We start from the raw sequence: 18,707 nt of genomic DNA on the forward strand, positions 1-18,707 counted from the left end.
GACCGCTCGGTAAGGGCGGCGCACCCAGGCCCCTTGCGTTCTTCCGCGCCATCCCGCAGGGGTCCTTCGGTCCGGTCGCGCCGAACGCACGCGCCGGACCGTGGCTTCGGCGGGCGTGCCGAACCTTGGCGGCTGGCCGTCCCGGCCGATCCGTCTATATTCTTCGCGAGGTCGACCGAGGCGTGAGACGGGGCGGCATGAGGTTCAGGCGCGCGGTCCGGCGCATCGGGCTCGCAGGCGGTGTCTTTGGTTTGGCCGGCGGCGCCTTTGGGCTGGCCGCCGCCCAGATCGTCGGTGCGGCCGCGGCCCGGGCGGACGTGGTGATCGGTGTCGCCGTGCCCCGCTCCGGCGCCTATGTGGGCGTCGGCGAACAGGTGCTGCGCGGCGTTCAGGCCGCCGCCCGCGACGCGAATGCCAAGGGCGGCCTCGACGGGCAGACAATCGTGCTCGACGTGCAGGACGATGCCTGCGATTCCAACAAGGCCGTGGCGGTGGCCAACCACTACGCCGCGCAGGGCGTGCGCCTCGTGGTCGGCCATGTCTGCTCCAACGCGTCGCTCGCCGCCTCGGAAGTCTATGCCGCCAACGGCACCGTGATGATCACCGCGGCCTCGGTCGCCGCCAAGCTCACGGATCGCGGCCTGCCGACGATTTTCCGGGTCTGCGGACGCGACGACGACCAGGCCAAGCTCTCGGCCACGGTGCTCGCCGAGCGGTTTCGCGAGAAGAAGATCGCGATCCTCAACGACTTGACGCCGGGCTCGCGCAACCTCGCCGCGGCCACGAAGGAGAACCTCAACCGCATCGGCATCAACGAGGCGGTCGCCACCGCCTTCGCGGCGGGCGACGCCGACGACGCGGCGCTCGCCGACCGCCTGAAGGAGGCCGGCATCGCGGTGGCGTATTACGGCGGGGATGCCCGCGAGATGGGCCGCCTCGTGCGGATCTCGGCCGAGCGGGGCTTCCGGCCGCAATGGTTCGGCACCTCCGCCATCGCCACCCAGGAATTCGGCACCATCGCGGGGCCGGCCAGCAACGGCGTGCTGATGACCTTCTACCTCGATCCGCGCCGCAAGCCCGAGGCCGCCGCCGTGGTCGCCGCCTTCAAGGCGGAGGGCGTCGACCCCGAGGGCTCCACCATCTACGGCTACGCCGCCCTCCAGGCCCTGGTCGCGGCCGGCAACTTCGCCCACACCACGGACGCCAAGCGTATCGCCGCCACGCTCCACGCGGAACGCTTCGACCTCGTGCTCGGCTCGGTGGGCTTCGACAACAAGGGCGACGTCACCGCCCAGGGCTACGTCCTCTACGTCTGGAACGACGGCGCCTTCACGTATGCCAAGTAGCCTCTGTGCTGAGTAGGCACTGCGCCAAGTGATTTCCAAGCCGCGCAATGTCTGCGCCAGATCGCGACAGCGTCGAGCCGGGCTCCCTGCCGGATCGACCCTTTCGGGATCGTTTCCGGCGCTTCGTCGTTCGTGAACGGCGGATACCACGGCCGCGTGCCGGCGATCCGGCGCGAAGTCGGGACGATTCGAGATCTTGCAGCGAGGCGTCATGCCCCCATCCTTCGTGCGCCCCCCCGCGGGGCGCCGCGCTTTTCTCTCCGCGGGCCTCGGCGGCGCGGCCGCCGCCCTTGCGGTCCCGGCCCGGGCCCAGGGGGCCCCGGATCTCCGCTGGCGCCTCGCCTGTGCCTATCCGAAGAACCTCGACATCCTGTTCGGCGCCACCGAGATGCTCGCCCGCCTCGTCGCCGAGGCCACCGACGGGCGCTTCCAGATCCAGCCCCTGGGACCGGGCGAGCCGGTGGCCGCCGCCGGCCTCCTCGACGCGGTCGCCGCCGGCACCGTCGAGACGGGTTACGGCCCGGCGGCGCTCGGCCTGGCCAAGGACCCGACCTTCGCGCTCGCCGGCGCCCTGCCCTTCGGCCTGAACGCCCGGGGCCAGGCCGCCTGGTGGCTCCAGGGCGGGGCCGCCGAACTGTTCGGGGAGATCTTTGCCAAGCACGGCCTCGTAGCGCTGCCGGCCGGCAACACCGGGGCGCAGATGGGCGGCTGGTTCCGCCGCGAGATCAAGACGGTGGCCGACCTCCAGGGCCTGAAGCTGCGGATCGGCGGCCTCGGGGGGCAGGTCCTGGCCAAGCTCGGGGCGGTGCCGCAGGCCACGCCGGGCCCGGAGATCTATGCCGCCCTGGAAACGAAGGCCATCGACGCCGCCGAGTGGATCGGCCCCTACGACGACGAAAAGCTCGGCCTGCAGAAGGTCGCGCCGACCTATCATTATCCCGGGTTCTGGGAGGGCGGCTCGATGCTGCACGCATGGTTCAACGCCGAGGCCTGGAAGGGCCTGCCGAAGAGCTATCGGGCGATCCTCCAGGCGGCCGCCGCCCAGGTCCATTCCGACGTCCAGGCCAAGTACGACGCACGCAATCCGCGCGCCCTGCGCCGCCTCGTGGCCGGCGGCGCGCAGCTGCGTCCTTTCCCCCAGGAGGTGATGGAGGCCGCGCTCAAGTCCGCCAACGACGTATATGGGGAGATCGGGGCCAAGAACGCCGACTTCAAGCGCGTTCACGAGGCCCTGAAGACTTTCCGGAACGAGGAATACCTCTGGTTCCAGGTGGCGGAATACACTTACGACAACTTCATGATCCGCGCCCGCGCCCGGGGCTGACCGGTCGATTCGGGACAGAAAAAAGGCCGCCCCGAAGAGCGGCCCGAAGTCTAGGGAGGAAACGCCCAAGGAGGGCAGCGGGACCGCGACGCCATCGCGTTCCCGCAATGCACAATCTGATCCTCTCCTGGGGAAAAGCAAGGTGGTTAGGGCAGGATCGCTGTCGCTTTTCGTGTCCGGCCGCACATTGATCTGTTTCTGTCGCTAAAATGACGCATCCGCCGATGTGGTAAATGCTCGTCGGGTGGGGCCGGTACCCAGACGCGATGAAGGCACCTTACGGCGTTGTTTGCGTTCATGTTTCGCGATCGGGGGGGCTGCGTTTCGCGCGGTCCGATCTTGCCGGAACGGCGGGGTTTGCATTTCACGTCGCGCGCGTCGAGCGCTCTATTTTTCCTCTCGATCCGAGAATGTCTCTCTCGATCCAAGAAGCGATGGCGGACGATGGCGATTCAGGCGGGACGGATTCGGGTTCTCAAGGATGTCGAGCCCCGCGGGGACGGGCGCTACGTGCTCTACCTCCTGCAGCAAGCGAATCGCGCGCACGAAAACCCGGCGCTCGAACTGGCGATCGAAGAGGCCAACCGGCTCGGCCTGCCGGTGCTCGCCTGCTTCGGGCTGCTCGACGGCAAGAACGGCTTTCCCGAGGCCAATGCCCGGCACTACGCCTTCCTGCTCCAGGGGCTCGCCGACGCGGCCTCCGGCCTCAAGGCCCGGGGCATCGGCTTCTGCCTGCGCAAGGCCTCGCCCGCCCGGATCGCCATCGACCTGGCCGAGGATGCCGCCCTCCTCGTCCTCGACCGGGGCTACCTCGCGATCCAGAAACGCTGGTACGCTGAGATCGTGGAGGCCGTCGACGCCCGGATCGTGCAGGTCGAGGGTGACGTCGTGGTGCCGGTGGAAGTCACTTCGGGGAAGCACGAATATGCCGCCCGCACCCTGCGCCCGAAGCTGCACAAGCACCTCGACGATTACGTCGCGCCGCTGACCGCCCGCAAGGTGAAGCACGCGGCCGGGCGCGGCCTGCCGAAATCCGAGGTCGACATCGCCGACACGGCGGCGGTGCTGGCCGGCATGAGCCTCGACCGGATCGTCGGCCCGGTGCGGCGCTTCACCGGGGGCGAGACCGAGGCGCGCCGACGCCTGAAAGCCTATCTCGAGGGCCCCTTCGCCAATTACGGCAGCGACCGTAACCGGCCGGAGGCCGGGGCGGCCTCGCACATGAGCCCTTACCTGCATTTCGGGCAGATCTCGCCGGTGGAGATCGTGCGGGCGGTGCGGGCCGCCAAGGCCGGCGGCCGAGAGGATAAGGCGTCCTATGTCGAGGAGGTCGTCATCCGCCGCGAATTGGCGATGAACCACGTCCACTACACGGAGGGCTACGACGACTATGCGCGCGCCGTGCCCGAATGGGCCCGCAAGGTCCTGGCCGAGCATGCCGACGATCCGAGGCCGAAGACCTATACCGAGACCGAACTCGCGGAGGGCCGGACGCACGACGTCTACTGGAACGCCGCCCAGGCCGAGATGCGCGAGACCGGCTACATGCACAACCACCTGCGCATGTACTGGGGTAAGAAGATCCTCGAATGGTCGCCCAGCCCCGAGGAGGGCTTCGCCCGGACGCTCAGGCTCAACAACCGCTACTTCCTCGACGGCCGCGACGCGAACTCCTTCACCAACGTCGCCTGGGTCTACGGCCTGCACGACCGCCCCTGGGCCCGGCGCAAGATTTTCGGCACCGTGCGCTACCAGAGCGAGAATTCCCTGCGGAAATTCGACGCCAAGGCCTACCTGAAGACCGTCGAGGCGCTGTGCCGAGCCGAAGCAGAGAACGAGGCCTGAAGCCCGCCGGGGTATGCCCCTTGCCTGACATCCCCTTGCTTGTCCCCCCGCCGACGCGCCTCTCCCGAGTTCTCGCCCCGTGTTTCTGCCCCGAGCCCCGGACCGCATGCCCCCTGCCCGTCCCCCGAAGGTGCTGCGCGTCAAGGTTCCGAAGACCGGGGCTTTCCGGGCCAAGGTTTTCCGGGCCAAGGTCCGATCCCGGGTGACGCCCGGCATGCGGCGCCTGCGCGGGGCCACCCGCGACGCGTTCGGGCTGTGGCGCCACCGCCTGCTGTTCCTCGTCGGCGGCATCGGCGTCGGCCTCGCCGCCGTGCTGATGGCGGAGCTCGCCGACGCGGCGCAAGGGGGCTTCCGGCGGGTGCTCGGCCTTTCGCCCATGGCAGCCCTCGGCCTGACGCCCCTCGGGTTCGCCCTCTGCGCCTGGCTCGCCCGCGACGTCTTTCCGAACGCACAGGGGTCGGGCATCCCCCAGGTGATCGCGGCGCGCCAGACCGGGCGGCTCGCCCTGCGCCGGTCCCTGGTCTCCCTGCGTGTCGCGGCGGGCAAGATCGTGGTGATGAGCCTCGGCCTGCTGTTCGGTGCCTCCACGGGGCGCGAGGGGCCGACGGTGCAGGTCGGTGCCGCCATCATGGCGGCGGCCGGACACCTCACGCCGGAGCGGGTGCCGGGACTCCTCCTCGCCGGCGGCGCGGCCGGAGTGGCGGCGGCCTTCAACACGCCGCTCGCCGGCATCGTCTTCGGCATCGAGGAACTCGGCCGGGCCTACGAGGCTCGCACGGGCGGGCTCATCGTCGCCGCCATCGTGGCGGCCGGCCTCACCGCGATGGCGCTGACCGGCAACTACACCTATTTCGGCACCGCAAGCGCCGCCCTGCCCTTCGGGCCGGGCTGGATCGCCGTGCCGGTGCTCGGAGCGCTGGGAGGCGTGGCCGGCGGCGGCTTCTCCCGCATCGTCATCCTGTTCGCGCGTGGCCTGCCCGGGCGCCTCGGGGGCGCCATCGCCGCCCGGCCGATCGCCTTCGCGGCGGCCTGCGGCCTCGGCGTCGCCCTGTGCGGCCTCGCCTCGGGCGGCACGGTCTACGGCACCGGCTACGAGGAGGCGCGCACCCTCCTGCACGGCACGGCGGACCCGCATCCCGACTTCGCGCCCCTGAAGTTCCTCGCCACCCTGCTGTCGGCGATCAGCGGCATTCCCGGCGGCCTGTTCGCCCCCTCGCTCAGTGTCGGGGCCGGCCTCGGGGCCGCCCTGCACGGCTGGTTCTCCGGCGTGCCGGTGGCCGCCCTGGTGCTCATCGGCATGGTCGCCTACCTGACCGGCGCCCTGCAGGCGCCGATCACCGCCTTCGTCATCGTCACCGAGATGACCCAGGACCACGCCCTGATGATCCCCCTCATGGTGGCGGCGCTGATCGCCGACGCGGTCTCGAAGGCGGTCTGCCGCGAGGGGCTCTACCACGCCCTGGCGCACATCCTCCTGGAGCGGGCCAGAACCGACGCCTGTCCGGCGGCACCGGCACCGGCGGCGCCCCCCGGACCCGCCGCGTAAAACAGCCGAGCTTGGGCGGAACGCTTGCGTCCCCAGGTGGTTATCGCTCGGTTCCGCGATCTGGAGTGTTGCGCATGACCCTGTTGAAATGGGCCCTCATCTGTTTCGTGATCTCCCTCATCGCGGGTGGCCTCGGCTTCACCGGCATCGCCTCGGGCGCCGGCTCCCTGGCCCGCATCCTGTTCGGCCTGTTCCTGCTGGTGGCCATCGTCATCGTGGTCGTCGCCTTCGCCATCGGGCAGGCGGTGTTCTAGGGCTAAACCGATGCCGGAGCGGATCGCCCTCGTTACCGGAGCGACCTCCGGCATCGGCACGGAGACGGCCCTCGGCCTCGCGCGGGCGGGGTTCCGCGTCGGCCTCGTGGGCCGGGATGCCGACCGGACCGGCCGGGCCGCCGCCCGGATCCGGGAGGCCGTGCCCGGTGCCGTGATCGACGGCTTCGTGGCCGATCTCGCGTCGCAGGCCGAGATTCGTCGCCTCGCCGCGGAGGTGCGGACGCGGTATGTGCGCCTCCACGTGCTGGTGAACAATGCCGGCGCGATCTTCGACCGTTACGCTGCGACGGTGGACGGCATCGAGCGGACCTGGGCGCTCGATCATCTCGCCTATCTGCAGCTTAGCCTCGAGCTTCTCGATCTCCTGAAGGCCTCCGCACCGGCCCGCATCGTCAGCGTCGCCTCGACGGCGCACCGGCGCGGCCGCATCGCCTTCGACGATATCGGCCACGCCCGGGATTACAGCGCGATCACGGTCTATTCCCAGGCCAAGCTCGGCAACGTGCTGTTCAGCGCTGCCCTGGCCCGGCGCCTGGCCGGCAGTGGCGTCAGCAGCAACGCCCTGCATCCGGGCGTCATCGCCAGCGGGTTCGCGTCCGGGACCGGCGGCTGGTTCGGCTTCGGCTGGGGGTTGATCCGCCCCTTCCTGTCGAAGCCCGAGGATGGCGCCAGAACCTCGATTCACCTCGCGACCGCCCCGGAGGTGGAGGGCGTCACGGGGCTCTACTTCGACCGCTGCAAGCCGGTCGCGCCGTCGAGCCGGGGTCGGGACGAAGCCCTGCAGGAGCGCGTCTGGGCCTTCAGCCTCAAGCAGCTCGGCCTGACCGAGCCGAGCCGGTGAGGCCCGATACCGCGCCTGCGCCGAGCGGAAGGCCGCGCGATCCTCAGACAAGCAGGGGGTTTGAAAACGTTTTCATGCACTGCGCGCATACCCCCTCCCACACGGAAGCGATTGCATGGTGCGGTGCGGAATGGCATTTCATCGCCATGCACCGCGGCGATGGCGTCGCCGCGGTGTGCCCTTCTTGGGCGTTTCCTCCCTAGACTTCAGGCCGCTCCCTCATCGGGGCGGCCTTTTTTCTGTCTGGGACCGGCGTTTTATCCGCCCAATGAGGCGCAGACAAGCGAAAATGTGCGCAATCGCACATCATTTCGAGGATGTGATCCTACGCCGGCGCAACGCACGCCGGCGCGTGGGTCGGCTCAGGCGGCCGGCGCCTCGGCCAGGAAGGCGCCCGCCAGGGCCTGCCCGATCAGCGCCCGCGTTTCGGCAACGCCGTAGAGGGTGATGAACGAGCCGAAGCGGGGCCCGCGGGCCTCGCCGAACAGCACGTTGTAGATCGTGCCGAACCAGGCCTGCGACACGCCGGGGCGCCCGTCCGGGCTCTTGGCCTTGCCCGACAGGTCGGGGAAGTGCCGACGCCCGACCTCGTAGACCACTGCCTGCAGCCCCTCTGGATCGACGGAGCCCTCGTGCGCGGCCAGCGTCTCGGAGAGGTCCTCCAGCGCCGCCCGCTCGGCCTCTGTGGCGGCCCGGTAGGTCTTGGCGGGGCGGACGAGATCGCGGAAATAGGCCAGCGCGTGGCCGACGAGGCGGGCCAGCACCGGGTGGCTCTCCGGCCCCACATCCGGGTCGTAGCGGCGGATGAAGCCCCACAGCACCGCCGGGTCCTCGGTGTTGGCCACCGCCGCGAGGTTGAGGAGCATGGCGAAGGTGAGCGCGCCGCCCTTGCCGACGGCTTCCGCCGCCGGCGGATGCCCGGCATGCAGGTGCCAGACCGGGTTGCCGAGCTTCTGGGCCGGCTCCTGGGCCGGGTACTTCTCCAGGAAGCTGAGGTAGTCGTCGACCTGGCGCGGGATCATCTCGACGAACAGGCGCTTGGCCTCGCGCGGCTTGTTGTACATGAACAGCGCTAGGCTGTCGGCGGTGCCGTAGACGAGCCAGTCGTCGATCGAGAGGCCGTTGCCCTTCGACTTCGAGATCTTCTTGCCGTCCTTGTCGAGGAAGAGCTCGTAGTTGAAGCCCTCCGGCGGCTCCCCGCCCAGCGCCCGGGCGATCTCGCCCGAGAGCTTCACGGAATCGATAAGGTCCTTGCCGGCCATCTCGTAATCGATGCCGAGCGCCACCCAGCGCATGGCCCAGTCGGGCTTCCACTGCAGCTTGGCATGGCCCCCCGTCACCGGGGTCTCGTAGCCCTCGCCGGTCTTCGGGTCGCGCCAGACCAGGGTGCCGGCCGAGACCCGGACCTCGTCGATGGCGACCTGCATGACCTCGCCCGTCACCGGATGGATGGGCAGGAACGGCGAGTAGCTCGCCGAGCGCTCGGCGCGCAGCGACGGCAGCATGATCGCCATCACGGCCTCGTAGCGCTCCAGCACCGTGAGCAGGGCCGTGTCGAACACGCCGGAGCGGTAGCACTCGGTCGCCGAGCGGAACTCGTAGTCGAAGCCGAAGGCGTCGAGGAAGCGGCGCAATTCGGCGTTGTTGTGGGCGCCGAAGCTGTCATGGGTGCCGAACGGGTCCGGCACCCGGGTCAGCGGTTGGTTCAGGGCGCCGATGAGCAGGGGCTTGTTCGGCACGTTGTCCGGCACCTTGCGCAGGCCGTCCATGTCGTCCGAGAACGCGATCAGCCGGGTCGGCACGCTGTCGTTGGTGAGAACCCGGAAGGCGTAGCGCACCATGGAAGTCCGCGCGACCTCGCCGAAGGTGCCGATATGCGGCAGGCCCGAGGGCCCGTAGCCGGTCTCGAACAGGACCTCCGATTTCGGCCGGCGTTCCAGCCGCGCCACGAGCTTGCGCGCCTCCTCGAAGGGCCAAGCGGCGGCGGTGGCGGCCGCCGCGATGAGATCGGGATCGGAGGGAAGCGGGGACGGCATGGACAGCGTCAGTTCTGCAAGAATTGTCGGGGGTGATGGGTCGAGACCGGCGGCACCGTAGGGAGCGCGTCCCGGAGGGTCAACGTGAGGCCGGGCGCCCTGCGCCGGGGACATGGCAGCCACCCTGCTCCCCGGGGCTCCTGGCTTCATACGTCTGCCGTGTCTCCCTGCGAGACCGCACGCGCCGCTCGGCCCGGCTGCCTGAGCGGATCCCGCATGAAAGGCCCCATGACCGCGTCCGTCCTCCCGCACGTGTCCGCCACCGGCACGACCGAGATCCGCGCCACCCGGCTCCTGTTCCTCATCGTCGGCTTCGGCGTCGCGGCCTGGGCGCCCCTGGTGCCCCTCGTCAAGGTGCGCGCGGGCCTCGACGACGGCACCCTCGGCTTGCTCCTGCTCTGCCTCGGCATCGGGTCGCTCGCCGCCATGCCGGTGGCGGGGGCCCTCGCCGGGCGCTTCGGCACCCGGCCCGTGCTGGCCGCTGCCGTGCTCGTCACCGGGGCGGCGCTGGTGGTCCTGTCGCGTGCCGGCGGCCTGCCCGTCCTCGCCGCCGCCCTGACTGGGCTCGGGATCGGCCTCGGCCTCCTCGACTGCCTGATGAACCTGCAGGCCGTGGCGGTGGAGCGCCGGGCGGAACGGCCGATGATGTCGGGTTTCCACGGCCTCTACAGCCTCGGCTGCATCCTGGGCGCCGCCGGCTTCAGCGCCCTCCTGAGCCTCGGTTTGACGCCGGCGGCCGCTGCTCTGGCGGTGGTTGCCGCCATCGCGGCCGCCTTCCTCGCCGCCCTGCCCGGCATCCTGCCGGCCTTGGGGGGCGAGTCGCACGGCCCGGCCTTCGCCCGGCCGCGCGGGCCGGTCCTCCGCATCGGGCTCCTGTGCTTCGTGGTCTTCCTCACGGAGGGCTCGGCCCTCGACTGGAGCGGCGTCTTCCTGATCCAGGAGCGCGGCCTCGATCCGGCTCGTGCCGGCCTCGGCTACGCGGCCTTCTCGCTGACGATGACGGTGGGCCGGCTCACCGGCGACGCCTTCGTGCGCCGGATCGGGCGCCGCCGCATCGTCGTCCTGGGGGCACTCCTGGCGGCGGGCGGCCTCGGCCTCGCGATCACCGTGCCGCTCTGGCCGGTGACGCTCCTCGGCTACGCCCTGGTGGGGGCGGGCTGCGCCAACATCGTGCCGGTGCTGTTCACCGCCGCCGGCCGTCAGGACGCGGTGCCCGCCGCCCTCGCGATCCCGGCCGTGACCACGCTCGGCTATGCCGGGGTGCTCGCGGGCCCGGCCGCCATCGGGCTCCTCGCCCACGCCACCAGCCTGACGCTCGCCTTCCTTGTGGTGGCGGCCCTCCTCCTCGCCGTCGCGGTTGGCGCCCGGCGGCTGCGCACCTGAGGGGTGCAGCTACGGATCCGGCCAGGAGAAACGGATGTTGGCGTCCCGCAGGCCCGCCAGCACCACCTCGATGCCGCCCGAGCGGATCATCCAGTCGAGCCGGTGGTCGCGATACTCGCGGCGGCGCCCGCCGGTGGTGTAGAGGTCGGAGGCCTCGGCCATCCGGGCGGCGGCCGCGTCGAACTCGGCGAAGGTGGCGGCCACCGCGGGGCGCGTGCTCACCCGGGCGTGCCAGCGCGCCAGCGCGGTGCCCGGCGCGGGCCCGAGGCCGTAATGCACCGAGCGGTTGACCATCGGGGCCGCCGCCGCGTCGGCCCAGCCGAAGCCGGCGCCGCCGAACCAGTCGGCCGTGCCGAGGCGCTCCGACAGCCAGTCCTGGAGCACGCCCGTCTGCGCCGCCGCCCGGGCGCGCAGGTGCAGGGCGAGGTCCCCCGTGGCGCGGCGGAACCACAGCACCTCGCCGAAGCCCCAGTTCACCGCCTCGTACTGGGTGTCGCAGACCTCCTCGGTGATCCGCGCGAAGGCCCGCGCGGCAGGGCCTGCCGGTAGCAGCGGGGGCTCGGGCCAGCGCTCCTCGACGTATTCGAGGATCACGGTGGATTCGAACAGCGTCACGTCCCCGTCGATGAGCACCGGCACCTCGGTGCGGGGATTGGCGGCCGCGAACGGGCCCTCCCCGCTGCCCGTGCCGAAACGCTCCGGCAGTTCGGCCCTGAACGGCACTCCCTTCTCGCGAAGCGCGATCTTGATCTTCTGCGCGTAGGACGAGAGCGGGTGCTCGTAGAGCAGCATGGCGGAGGGTTCCTGGGGATTCGCGGCGTGCATCCCGCGTTAACGCGGGAGGGCCTGGCGGAAGAACCGGACCACCTCACCGTTGAACCTTTGATGGAAGGCGGTTCGGTCGAAACCCCGCCGACTGGCGCAGATATGCGGCACCACCCGGGGTTCGGCGCAGGGTGAGAGAAAGTCGAAATGCCCGGCCTCCGGCACTCCATGGAACGCGGGCGGCACGGGTAGGACTGCCCGAACCGCATCCGCGTAGAACGGTGCCGGCAGGATTTCGTCGTCGTCCGCCCGCCAGAGCTGAACCGGAACTCTAATCGCGGCGGCTCCGGCACGATCGAAGGTGAAGCCCAACGCCGGTGCAGCCACGGCGATCGCCTTGATGCGCCGGTCGTGCAGGTCGGGCCATGTCCCGATCGCGGTATTGGGCTTAGCCTGGATCAGGCTGCAGTCGAACAACGCCGGATGCGCGGCACAATGCTCCGCGACACGCGTGAGATCGGGCCGACCGCCGGCCGCGGCCAGAACCGTGAATCCACCGGAGGAGAAGCCGAACGCACCGATCCGCTCCCGATCGATTCCGGTAAGACCCGACCAATCCCCGAGCATGTAGTCGATAAGGCGGCTCAGGGTCTTCGGGCGTTCCTCAATCCGCGTAGCCCGGCTGGCATCGCGCCAATTGTCTCCAGGCTGGGTCAGGGCCGCCACGATGAAGCCGGCCCGTGCCAGGGCGACCGCGGTATCGGCGTGGCTGGTGAAGTCGCCCCCCGTCCCGTGGGACATCACGACCAGGGGATGAGGCCCTTGGGGCGGAACGCTTGCCGCGACCACATCGTGCATGAACAGGCCGAGGCGTTGGGGCGAACTCGGCCCGGACGCGGGATACCAGATTCCGATCTCCATGCCGTCGTCGGAAACTCTCCGCTCGAAGCCTGCGCCCGTCGCCGGAGAATCCTCGATCTCTTGGGGCGGTCGGGGCTCCTCGTGGGAGCCGGTCTCATGGTGGGGGCCGGTGTCGTGGCGAAGTCTGGTCCCCTGGGACCAGGCTGTGGAAACAGGGATGGACACGGCGATCAGGGCAGCCAGGACACAGCGCAACGGCATCGGTGGACTCCGGTATGGGCACCGTAGCGTGGCGCTGTCAGGATCGGCGCTGAAAGCCTGTTTTCGCGAACGGGCGAACGGGTTCGCTGGTGGGCGAACGGGTTCGGCCGTCAGGATGAAACGGCATCGACGGATCTCGGGGGAAGAATCTCATGGTTGCTCGCCTCGGCAGTATGCGCCTGCCGCGCTCCCGCATCCTCAGGCGCGTGTTCGCCGCGGTCGGCGCCGGTGTCCTGCTGGCCATGCTCGGGCCCTTCGGTACCTATCTCAACCACGGTCCGGTCGCGCGCGTCGGCTACTGGATCGCGGCGATGCTGCTGGGCTTCGTCCTTTACGGGGGGGCCTTCGCGGCGGCCGGGCTCGTTGCGCCGCTGGGGCACCGATGGCGAGGGCTGGTCCTAGTCGGCGCGGCTCTCCTCGCCAGCATTCCCGAAACCGCGATCACCCGAGCCTTGGCGTTTCGGTTGTGGCCCGAACTTGCGGCCCTCGGTCTGTCCTGGCCGCTGTGGTTCGCCCAGGCCAGTCTCCTCGGCCTCATGGCCGTGGCGATAGCCGAACGAATGCGTCGGTGCGGGGCCGTGCCACCCGGGGGGGGGCGTCCGATGTCAACCGCCGGGGGACGCCCCGTTCCGGCCCTCCCGAGCGACCTGCTCGCCCTTCAGATGGAGGACCATTACGTCCGGGTCCACACCGCCCGGGGATCCGACCTCATCCTGATGCCCCTCGTCCGTGCCATGGACGGCGTTGAGAAGCCGGGCCTGCGGGTCCATCGGTCGTGGTGGGTGGCACGGGACGCCGTCGTGGCCGTCGACGGCACGCCCCGGGCGATGCGGCTTCGGCTGTCGAACGGTGTCGTCGCACCCGTCGCCCGCTCCGCCGTCGTCCATCTCCGGGAAGCAGGGTGGCTGTCGCCCTGAAGGCCTGTCCCTAGAACGGGCTCACGGGGAAGAACCGCAGGTACAGTTCGGCGTACTTCCCCTCGTCCCAGAGCCGCTGGAGCGCGTCGTCGAGCGCCCGCGACAGGGCCGCGTCGTCGGCGCGGGTGACGAAGCCGATGCCCTCGCCGAAATAGCGGTTCTCGAGGTAGTCGCCCCCGGTGAAGGTGCAGCAATTGGCGGCCTCGGCGCCGCCGATCCAGAGGGCGAGGTTCAGGCCGTCGGCGAAGACGTAGTCGACCTCGCCCCGGCGCAGGGCTCCCTCGGCGGTGGCGAGATCGGTGAAGTCCTTGGCCGCCGCCCGGGGAAAGAACGCCTTGAGGTAGGCTGCGTGGGCGCTGCCGCTCACCACGCCGACGCTGCGCTCGGCGAGTGCGGCGGCGGAGGGGGCGGGCAGGCCCTTGTCGGTGCGGGCGGCGAAGCGCGCCGGCCAGCGGAAATACGGCCGCGTGGCGAGGAAGCGCGCCCGCAGGGCCGGTGTCAGGGGAGTCGCGGCGGCGACGACGTCGCCCTGCCGGTCGGCCAGCGCGTCGAGCAGGGTGTCGAAGCGCCGGGCCTGCACCGTGCAGGCCATCGCCAGGCGCTCGCAGACCGCGCGGGCGAGTTCCACCGAAAAGCCCGTGGGCGTGCCATCGGGCCCGGCGAAGTGCAGGGGCGGGAACTCGTCGTCCGTGAGGAAGCGGACCGCGCGGGCGCTCGGCTGGGTCTCCATGCGCTCCTGGCGGGCGCGCGGGTTCCAGAAGTTCGGAATCGTGACGCCCTCGGCGCGGGCCCCGGCCGGCCCCCCCCAGCACAGGGCCGCCAGGACGGCGAAGGCCGTGGCCCAGCCGCGCCTCCGCCTTGCCATTGGGCGCGCGACCGTAGAAGTTGCAGGGGTGGTGCGCGGGTTGCGCATGGGAACGGGCTGGCTCACGGCGTCTCCCCTAGCACATCCCCGGGCCGTCGGGAGGCCGGCTGCGGTGTCGCTCCTCGTCAGCTCTCGCGCTGCCGGTCCGGCCGGCGCGCTGCCGCCCGAGATCGGCTTCCTCGCCCGCCAGGGGTTCGATCCCGCGGCGCTGGCCGAGGCCGCAGCCCTGGCGCGGGCCTGCGGCAGCGACGCGGCCACCACGCTCATTCAGGCTGACCTGATCGGCGAGGAGGCCTATTACCGCGCCCTCGCCGCCGCCCTCGGCGTGCCGTTCCTGGCGGCCGGCGACCTCCGCCTCGGCGAGGACACACGCTTTCCCGGCAGCCTCAAGGCCGGGCTCGCGCCCCTGGGGCGGCCGGGCCCTGCCGCCTTCGTCTGCGCGCCGCGCGGGGCCGCCATCGCGGCCCTCTTGCGGGAGGGCGGCGCGGCCGCCGTCACCACGCCCCGCGCCCTGTGCGCGGCGGTTTTCGCCGCCAACCCCACCGGCATCGCCACCTACGCCGCCGACACGCTCCAGGTGCGGCGTCCGGACTGGGCGCTCGGTCGCGGCTCGCAGGGGCCTCGCCTCGCCATCGTGGCCCTCGTGCTGGGGGCGGGGGCCGTGGCCGGTGCTCTCGTCCCCGCCCCCCTGCTGATCGGGGCCTGGACCCTGGTGCAACTCGCCTTCCTCGCTACGGTGACGTTCCGGATCGCCGCCGTCAGCGTGGAGGCCGAGCCGAAGCCCGAGATCCCGCTCACCGACGCCGACCTGCCGGTCTACACCGTGCTGGTCGCCCTCCACCGCGAGGCGCGGGTGGTGCCCCGCCTCGCCGCCGCCCTGGCGCGGTTCGACTATCCGGTGGCCAAGCTCGACATCAAGTTCGTGATCGAGGCTGACGACCGCGAGACCGCCGACGCCCTGGAGGCCGCCGCCCTCCCCGCCCGGTTCGAGATCGTGCGCGTGCCCGCGGGCCTGCCGCGCACGAAGCCGCGCGCCCTCAACGCCGCCCTGCCCCTGGCGCGGGGCGCCTGCCTCGTGGTCTACGACGCAGAGGACGTGCCCGATCCGAGCCAGCTCCGCGCCGCTGCGACGCGCTTTGCCGGCGCCTCCCGCACCACCGCCTGCCTCCAGGGCCGCCTCGTTATCGACAACATGGCGGATGGCCGCCTCACCCGGTGTTTTGCCATCGAGTACGCCGCCCTGTTCGACGTGCTGATCCCGGCCCTGGCCTCCTGGCGATTGCCGATCCCCCTGGGCGGCACCTCCACGCATTTCCGCACCGCGTCGCTGCGTGAGGTCCATGGCTGGGACGCCTGGAACGTCACCGAGGATGCCGACCTCGGCATCCGCCTCGCGCGGGCGGGCTACCATGTGGGCGACTTGGCCAGCGACACCCTGGAGGAAGCGCCGCGCACGCTCCGGCCCTGGCTGCACCAGCGCACCCGCTGGATGAAGGGATTCCTGCAGACGACCCTGACCCATGCCCGCACGCCCCGCACGACCGCCCGGCAACTCGGCGCCCTGGGCACGCTCTGCGCCGTGGCGCTGGTGCCCGGCACGGTGATCTCCGCCCTCGCCTACCCGTTCCTGATGGGGCGGGCGGCCTGGGACTTCACCCACTTCGTTCTCAGCGGCCTGCCCGCCCCCGGCGGCTTCTGGGCGAGCCTGCCCACGGGCTCGGCGATCACGCTGTTCGTCTCCGGCCTCCTGGCGATGCTGCTGCCGGCGGCGCTGGGCTGCGTCCGCCGCGGCTGGTTCGATTGCCTCGCCTTCGTGCCGCTGATGCCCGTCTACTTCCTGCTGATAAGTCTGGCCGCCTGGGCGGGCCTGATCGAACTCGTCCGCGCGCCGAACCGCTGGAACAAGACCGAGCACGGCCTGGCGCGTACCTCGCGCAGCGGCGCCGTGCGGGTGGGCTGAGAGCCCCTCAGGCCAGATCGAGCATCGCCAGCGTCTCGGCGACCCGCTGGCGCGCGTCCCCGGCGAGCGGCAGGATCGGGCGCGGCGGTGCCGTCCGGCAGCGCCCGAGGAGTTCGGCGCAGGCATAGATCACCCGCAGGCTCGAATAGGTCCGGAACAGCTCCCAGAGCGGGTCCATCCGGGCGTTCAGGCGGCGCGCCTCGGCGGCATCCCCCGCTTCGACCGCCCGGACGATCGCCACGGCGGGCTCTGGAAACAGCCCGGCCGCGACGCTGTACCAGGCGGCGCCGCCCGCCAGCAGCGCCTCGGTCGCGTTCCAGTCGCCGCTGTAGCCGAGGGAGAACCCGTCCGGCACGGCGGCGCGCAACGCCGCGAACTGGCCCGCCACCTCCGCCGGCTCCGGGGCCGGGCTCTTGATGGCGACGATGCCCGGCACCCCGGCGAGGCGGCCGACGAGGGCCGGGGTGAAGCGGAAATGGGTGGTGCCGGGATTGTCGTAGAGGCAGAGCGGCAGACCCGATTCCCGCGCCACGGTTTCGCAATGCACGAACACCTCGTCCTCGGTGAGGGGCGTGTAGGACATCGCCGCGAGGAGCCCGGCCTCGGCCCCGGCGCCCTTCGCGTCCTGGGCCAGCCGCACCGCCTCGTCGGTGCGCAGGGCGCCGATTCCGACGAGGAGCGGCACGCGGCCCGCCACCGCGTCCACGGCGGCCTCCACGGCCCGGCGGCGCTGGTCCCGCGCCAGGAACGCATAGGTGCCGGTGCTGCCCAGCAGCCCGATCGACCCGACGCCGGCCGCGACCAGGGGATGCAGAAAGGCGCGCAGGGCGCCGACGTCGACCACGCCATCGGCGTTCGCGGGCGTGATCGGAAAGGCCGACAGGATGGTCATGGTCGCTCCGGGGCGGCTGTTCGGGGGGCGGCCCCCGTGATCTTCGAGAGCCGAACGCTCACAGCATCTTGGCGAGTTCAGCCGCCGCCGCCTCGGGCGGGCGGGTGAGGTTCAGGGCGTTGAGGAAACGGTTCTGGCCGTTCATCACGTAGACGAGGGCGGTGTGCTCCATGGTGTAGTCGCCGTCCTTGGTCGGCACCTTGCGGACATAGGCCCGGTAGGCCTTCACCGCCGCGTTCACCTCGTCGGCCGAGCCGGTCAGCCCGACGATGCGCGGATCGAAGCTCGCCAGGTAGGTCTTGAGGGCGGCCGGCGTGTCGCGCTCGGGGTCGACGGCGATGAAGAGCGCGCGGGTGTCCCGGCCCTTCGGCCCGAGGGCCTGGAGCACGTCGCCGATCTGCTGCAGCGTCGTCGGGCACACGTCGGGGCAGTGCGTGAAGCCGAAGAACACGAGGTGCGTCCGGCCCGCATAATCGCGCTCGGTGACGCGCTGCCCATCCTGGTTGGTCAGGGTGAAGGGGCCGCCGACGCTGCTCGTCCCTACGTCCTGCTTCGGCATCAGCACCACGAAGGCGGCGATGCAGAGACCCACGAGGCCGACCACGAAGGCGAAGATGGGTAGGAATGTGCGACGCATGGGAAACGGCCTTGCGGTCGAGGGATATGGCGGCTTCAGATCACAGGCGCCGCCCCCGGGCAATCCGTTAAACCGTCGCCACCAAACCGCCGCCACCGATCCGTCACCATCGGATCCGTCGCCGGCCGGGCTCAGCGCCGTCGCGGTTCGGGCTCGTCCGCGTCCGGCTCCCCCCGGCGCCGCTCGTCCGCCAGGGCCGCGCTCTCGCGCCGGAGCGGCCGCCCGACCGGGCAGGCCTCCTGTACGAAGCCGTTGAGGGTGTTGAGCAGACTATCCTCCACCTGCCGGTAGAACACGAACTGCCCGCGCTTCTCGCCCACGATCAGACCGGCCGATTCGAGCACCGAGAGATGCTGCGAGATCGAGGGCTTCGACATGGAGAACCGCCCGGCGATCTCCCCCGCGCTGAGCTCGGTATGGGCGAGATAGGCCAGGATCTTCCGGCGCACGGAGGAGGACAGGGCTTCGAAGACGCGCTGCATGGCCGATTAATTAGGCGATGAACTAATCATTGACAAGCATCAAGGCGTTGGAGATTAGTTTATTGCCTAAATAACAAAGCGGATTTCACCGTGACCGATGCACTGCCCTGCACCTCGACCCTTCGGATGATCGCCGGGGCGGACACCTCCGCCACGGAGGGGCACCTGGAATGGGCGCCGGCCAAGTCCCTCTGGATCACCGGGATGGCGGTCACGGCCCTGCTCCTCGGGCCTGTCTTCGTCACGCCGGGCGCCGTGGCGCTGTTCGCCGCCACCACAATCGTCACCCTGTGCGCCGGGCACTCCGTCGGAATGCATCGGCTCCTCGTCCATCGCAGCTTCTCGGCCAGGCCCTCGGTCGAATACCTGCTGATCTATCTCGGAACGCTGGTCGGCATGGCCGGGCCGGTGGGGATGATCCGCCTGCCGCTGCGCCCAGTCGCGCATGTCGTGCAGGCGGATCATCCCCAC

16 protein-coding genes and 1 pseudogene are annotated in these 18,707 nt (G+C 71.0%); 10 read left to right on the forward strand and 7 right to left on the reverse strand.

The features are described 5' to 3' along the window. Positions 1-197 precede the first annotated feature (197 nt). From MFF30_RS12050 to MFF30_RS12075, 6 genes are all read left to right on the forward strand, one after another. Positions 198-1,346 carry a branched-chain amino acid ABC transporter substrate-binding protein gene (locus tag MFF30_RS12050; RefSeq protein WP_238279663.1) on the forward strand — a complete coding sequence of 383 codons (1,149 nt, stop codon included), beginning with the start codon at positions 198-200 and terminating at the stop codon, positions 1,344-1,346. Positions 1,347-1,557: 211 nt separating this feature from the next. After that, complete coding sequence (locus MFF30_RS12055) at positions 1,558-2,670, forward strand: TRAP transporter substrate-binding protein (RefSeq protein WP_238279665.1); 1,113 nt, start codon at positions 1,558-1,560, stop codon at positions 2,668-2,670. Positions 2,671-3,114: 444 nt separating this feature from the next. Continuing rightward, the gene (locus MFF30_RS12060; RefSeq protein ID WP_238279667.1) at positions 3,115-4,515 is read left to right on the forward strand and encodes a deoxyribodipyrimidine photo-lyase; all 1,401 of its coding nucleotides are present in this window, start codon (positions 3,115-3,117) and stop codon (positions 4,513-4,515) included. Positions 4,516-4,729: 214 nt separating this feature from the next. Further along, complete coding sequence (locus MFF30_RS12065; protein WP_238279678.1) at positions 4,730-6,061, forward strand: chloride channel protein; 1,332 nt, start codon at positions 4,730-4,732, stop codon at positions 6,059-6,061. Positions 6,062-6,135: 74 nt separating this feature from the next. After that, positions 6,136-6,315 carry a DUF1328 domain-containing protein gene (locus MFF30_RS12070; protein WP_056469231.1) on the forward strand — a complete coding sequence of 60 codons (180 nt, stop codon included), beginning with the start codon at positions 6,136-6,138 and terminating at the stop codon, positions 6,313-6,315. A 10-nt stretch (positions 6,316-6,325) separates the two neighbouring features. Beyond that, complete coding sequence (locus MFF30_RS12075) at positions 6,326-7,177, forward strand: SDR family NAD(P)-dependent oxidoreductase (RefSeq protein ID WP_238279668.1); 852 nt, start codon at positions 6,326-6,328, stop codon at positions 7,175-7,177. A gap of 362 nt (positions 7,178-7,539) precedes the next feature. Here MFF30_RS12075 and MFF30_RS12080 read toward each other — a convergent pair whose 3' ends face one another. Continuing rightward, positions 7,540-9,213, reverse strand: coding sequence for a lysine--tRNA ligase (locus MFF30_RS12080; RefSeq protein ID WP_238279669.1), 1,674 nt, complete (start codon positions 9,211-9,213; stop codon positions 7,540-7,542). 228 nt (positions 9,214-9,441) lie between these two features. Here MFF30_RS12080 and MFF30_RS12085 point away from each other — a divergent pair, with 228 nt between their 5' ends. After that, positions 9,442-10,596, forward strand: a complete 1,155-nt coding sequence (locus tag MFF30_RS12085; protein ID WP_238279670.1) for an MFS transporter — start codon at positions 9,442-9,444, stop codon at positions 10,594-10,596. 9 nt (positions 10,597-10,605) lie between these two features. Here the strand turns inward: MFF30_RS12085 and MFF30_RS12090 are convergent, their stop codons facing one another. Together MFF30_RS12090 and MFF30_RS12095 are read right to left on the reverse strand one after the other, a co-directional pair. Continuing rightward, positions 10,606-11,388 (reverse strand): glutathione S-transferase family protein, encoded by a 783-nt coding sequence (locus MFF30_RS12090; RefSeq protein WP_238279671.1) that lies wholly within the window; start codon positions 11,386-11,388, stop codon positions 10,606-10,608. Positions 11,389-11,427: 39 nt separating this feature from the next. Continuing rightward, on the reverse strand, positions 11,428-12,282 hold the full coding sequence (locus MFF30_RS12095) for an alpha/beta hydrolase family protein (RefSeq protein WP_238279672.1): 855 nt from the start codon (positions 12,280-12,282) through the stop codon (positions 11,428-11,430). Positions 12,283-12,635: 353 nt separating this feature from the next. Between MFF30_RS12095 and MFF30_RS12100 the strand changes: the two genes are divergently transcribed. Continuing rightward, positions 12,636-13,400, forward strand: a complete 765-nt coding sequence (locus tag MFF30_RS12100; RefSeq protein ID WP_238279673.1) for a LytTR family DNA-binding domain-containing protein — start codon at positions 12,636-12,638, stop codon at positions 13,398-13,400. 10 nt (positions 13,401-13,410) lie between these two features. On the opposite strand, the gene MFF30_RS12105 is transcribed toward MFF30_RS12100, so the two are convergent. After that, a complete protein-coding gene (locus tag MFF30_RS12105) occupies positions 13,411-14,331 on the reverse strand; it encodes a transporter substrate-binding domain-containing protein (RefSeq protein WP_373320889.1) in 921 nt (306 codons plus the stop codon). A 46-nt stretch (positions 14,332-14,377) separates the two neighbouring features. On the opposite strand from MFF30_RS12105, the gene MFF30_RS12110 reads away from it, so the two are divergent. Next, complete coding sequence (locus MFF30_RS12110; protein ID WP_238279674.1) at positions 14,378-16,225, forward strand: glycosyltransferase family 2 protein; 1,848 nt, start codon at positions 14,378-14,380, stop codon at positions 16,223-16,225. 7 nt (positions 16,226-16,232) lie between these two features. Here the strand turns inward: MFF30_RS12110 and MFF30_RS12115 are convergent, their stop codons facing one another. From MFF30_RS12115 to MFF30_RS12125, 3 genes are all read right to left on the reverse strand, one after another. Next, positions 16,233-17,117, reverse strand: coding sequence for a dihydrodipicolinate synthase family protein (locus MFF30_RS12115; RefSeq protein ID WP_238279675.1), 885 nt, complete (start codon positions 17,115-17,117; stop codon positions 16,233-16,235). Between the two features lie 58 nt (positions 17,118-17,175). Continuing rightward, entirely contained in the window at positions 17,176-17,754 is a 579-nt protein-coding gene (locus tag MFF30_RS12120; RefSeq protein ID WP_238279676.1) for an SCO family protein, read from the reverse strand. A gap of 131 nt (positions 17,755-17,885) precedes the next feature. Then, entirely contained in the window at positions 17,886-18,236 is a 351-nt protein-coding gene (locus MFF30_RS12125; RefSeq protein ID WP_238279677.1) for a metalloregulator ArsR/SmtB family transcription factor, read from the reverse strand. Positions 18,237-18,326: 90 nt separating this feature from the next. Here MFF30_RS12125 and MFF30_RS12130 point away from each other — a divergent pair. Beyond that, positions 18,327-18,707 (forward strand): annotated as a pseudogene (locus tag MFF30_RS12130) (hypothetical protein); the annotation flags it as partial.

It is taken from the genome of Methylobacterium goesingense (assembly GCF_022179225.1).
Taxonomy (GTDB): Bacteria; Pseudomonadota; Alphaproteobacteria; order Rhizobiales; family Beijerinckiaceae; genus Methylobacterium; species Methylobacterium goesingense.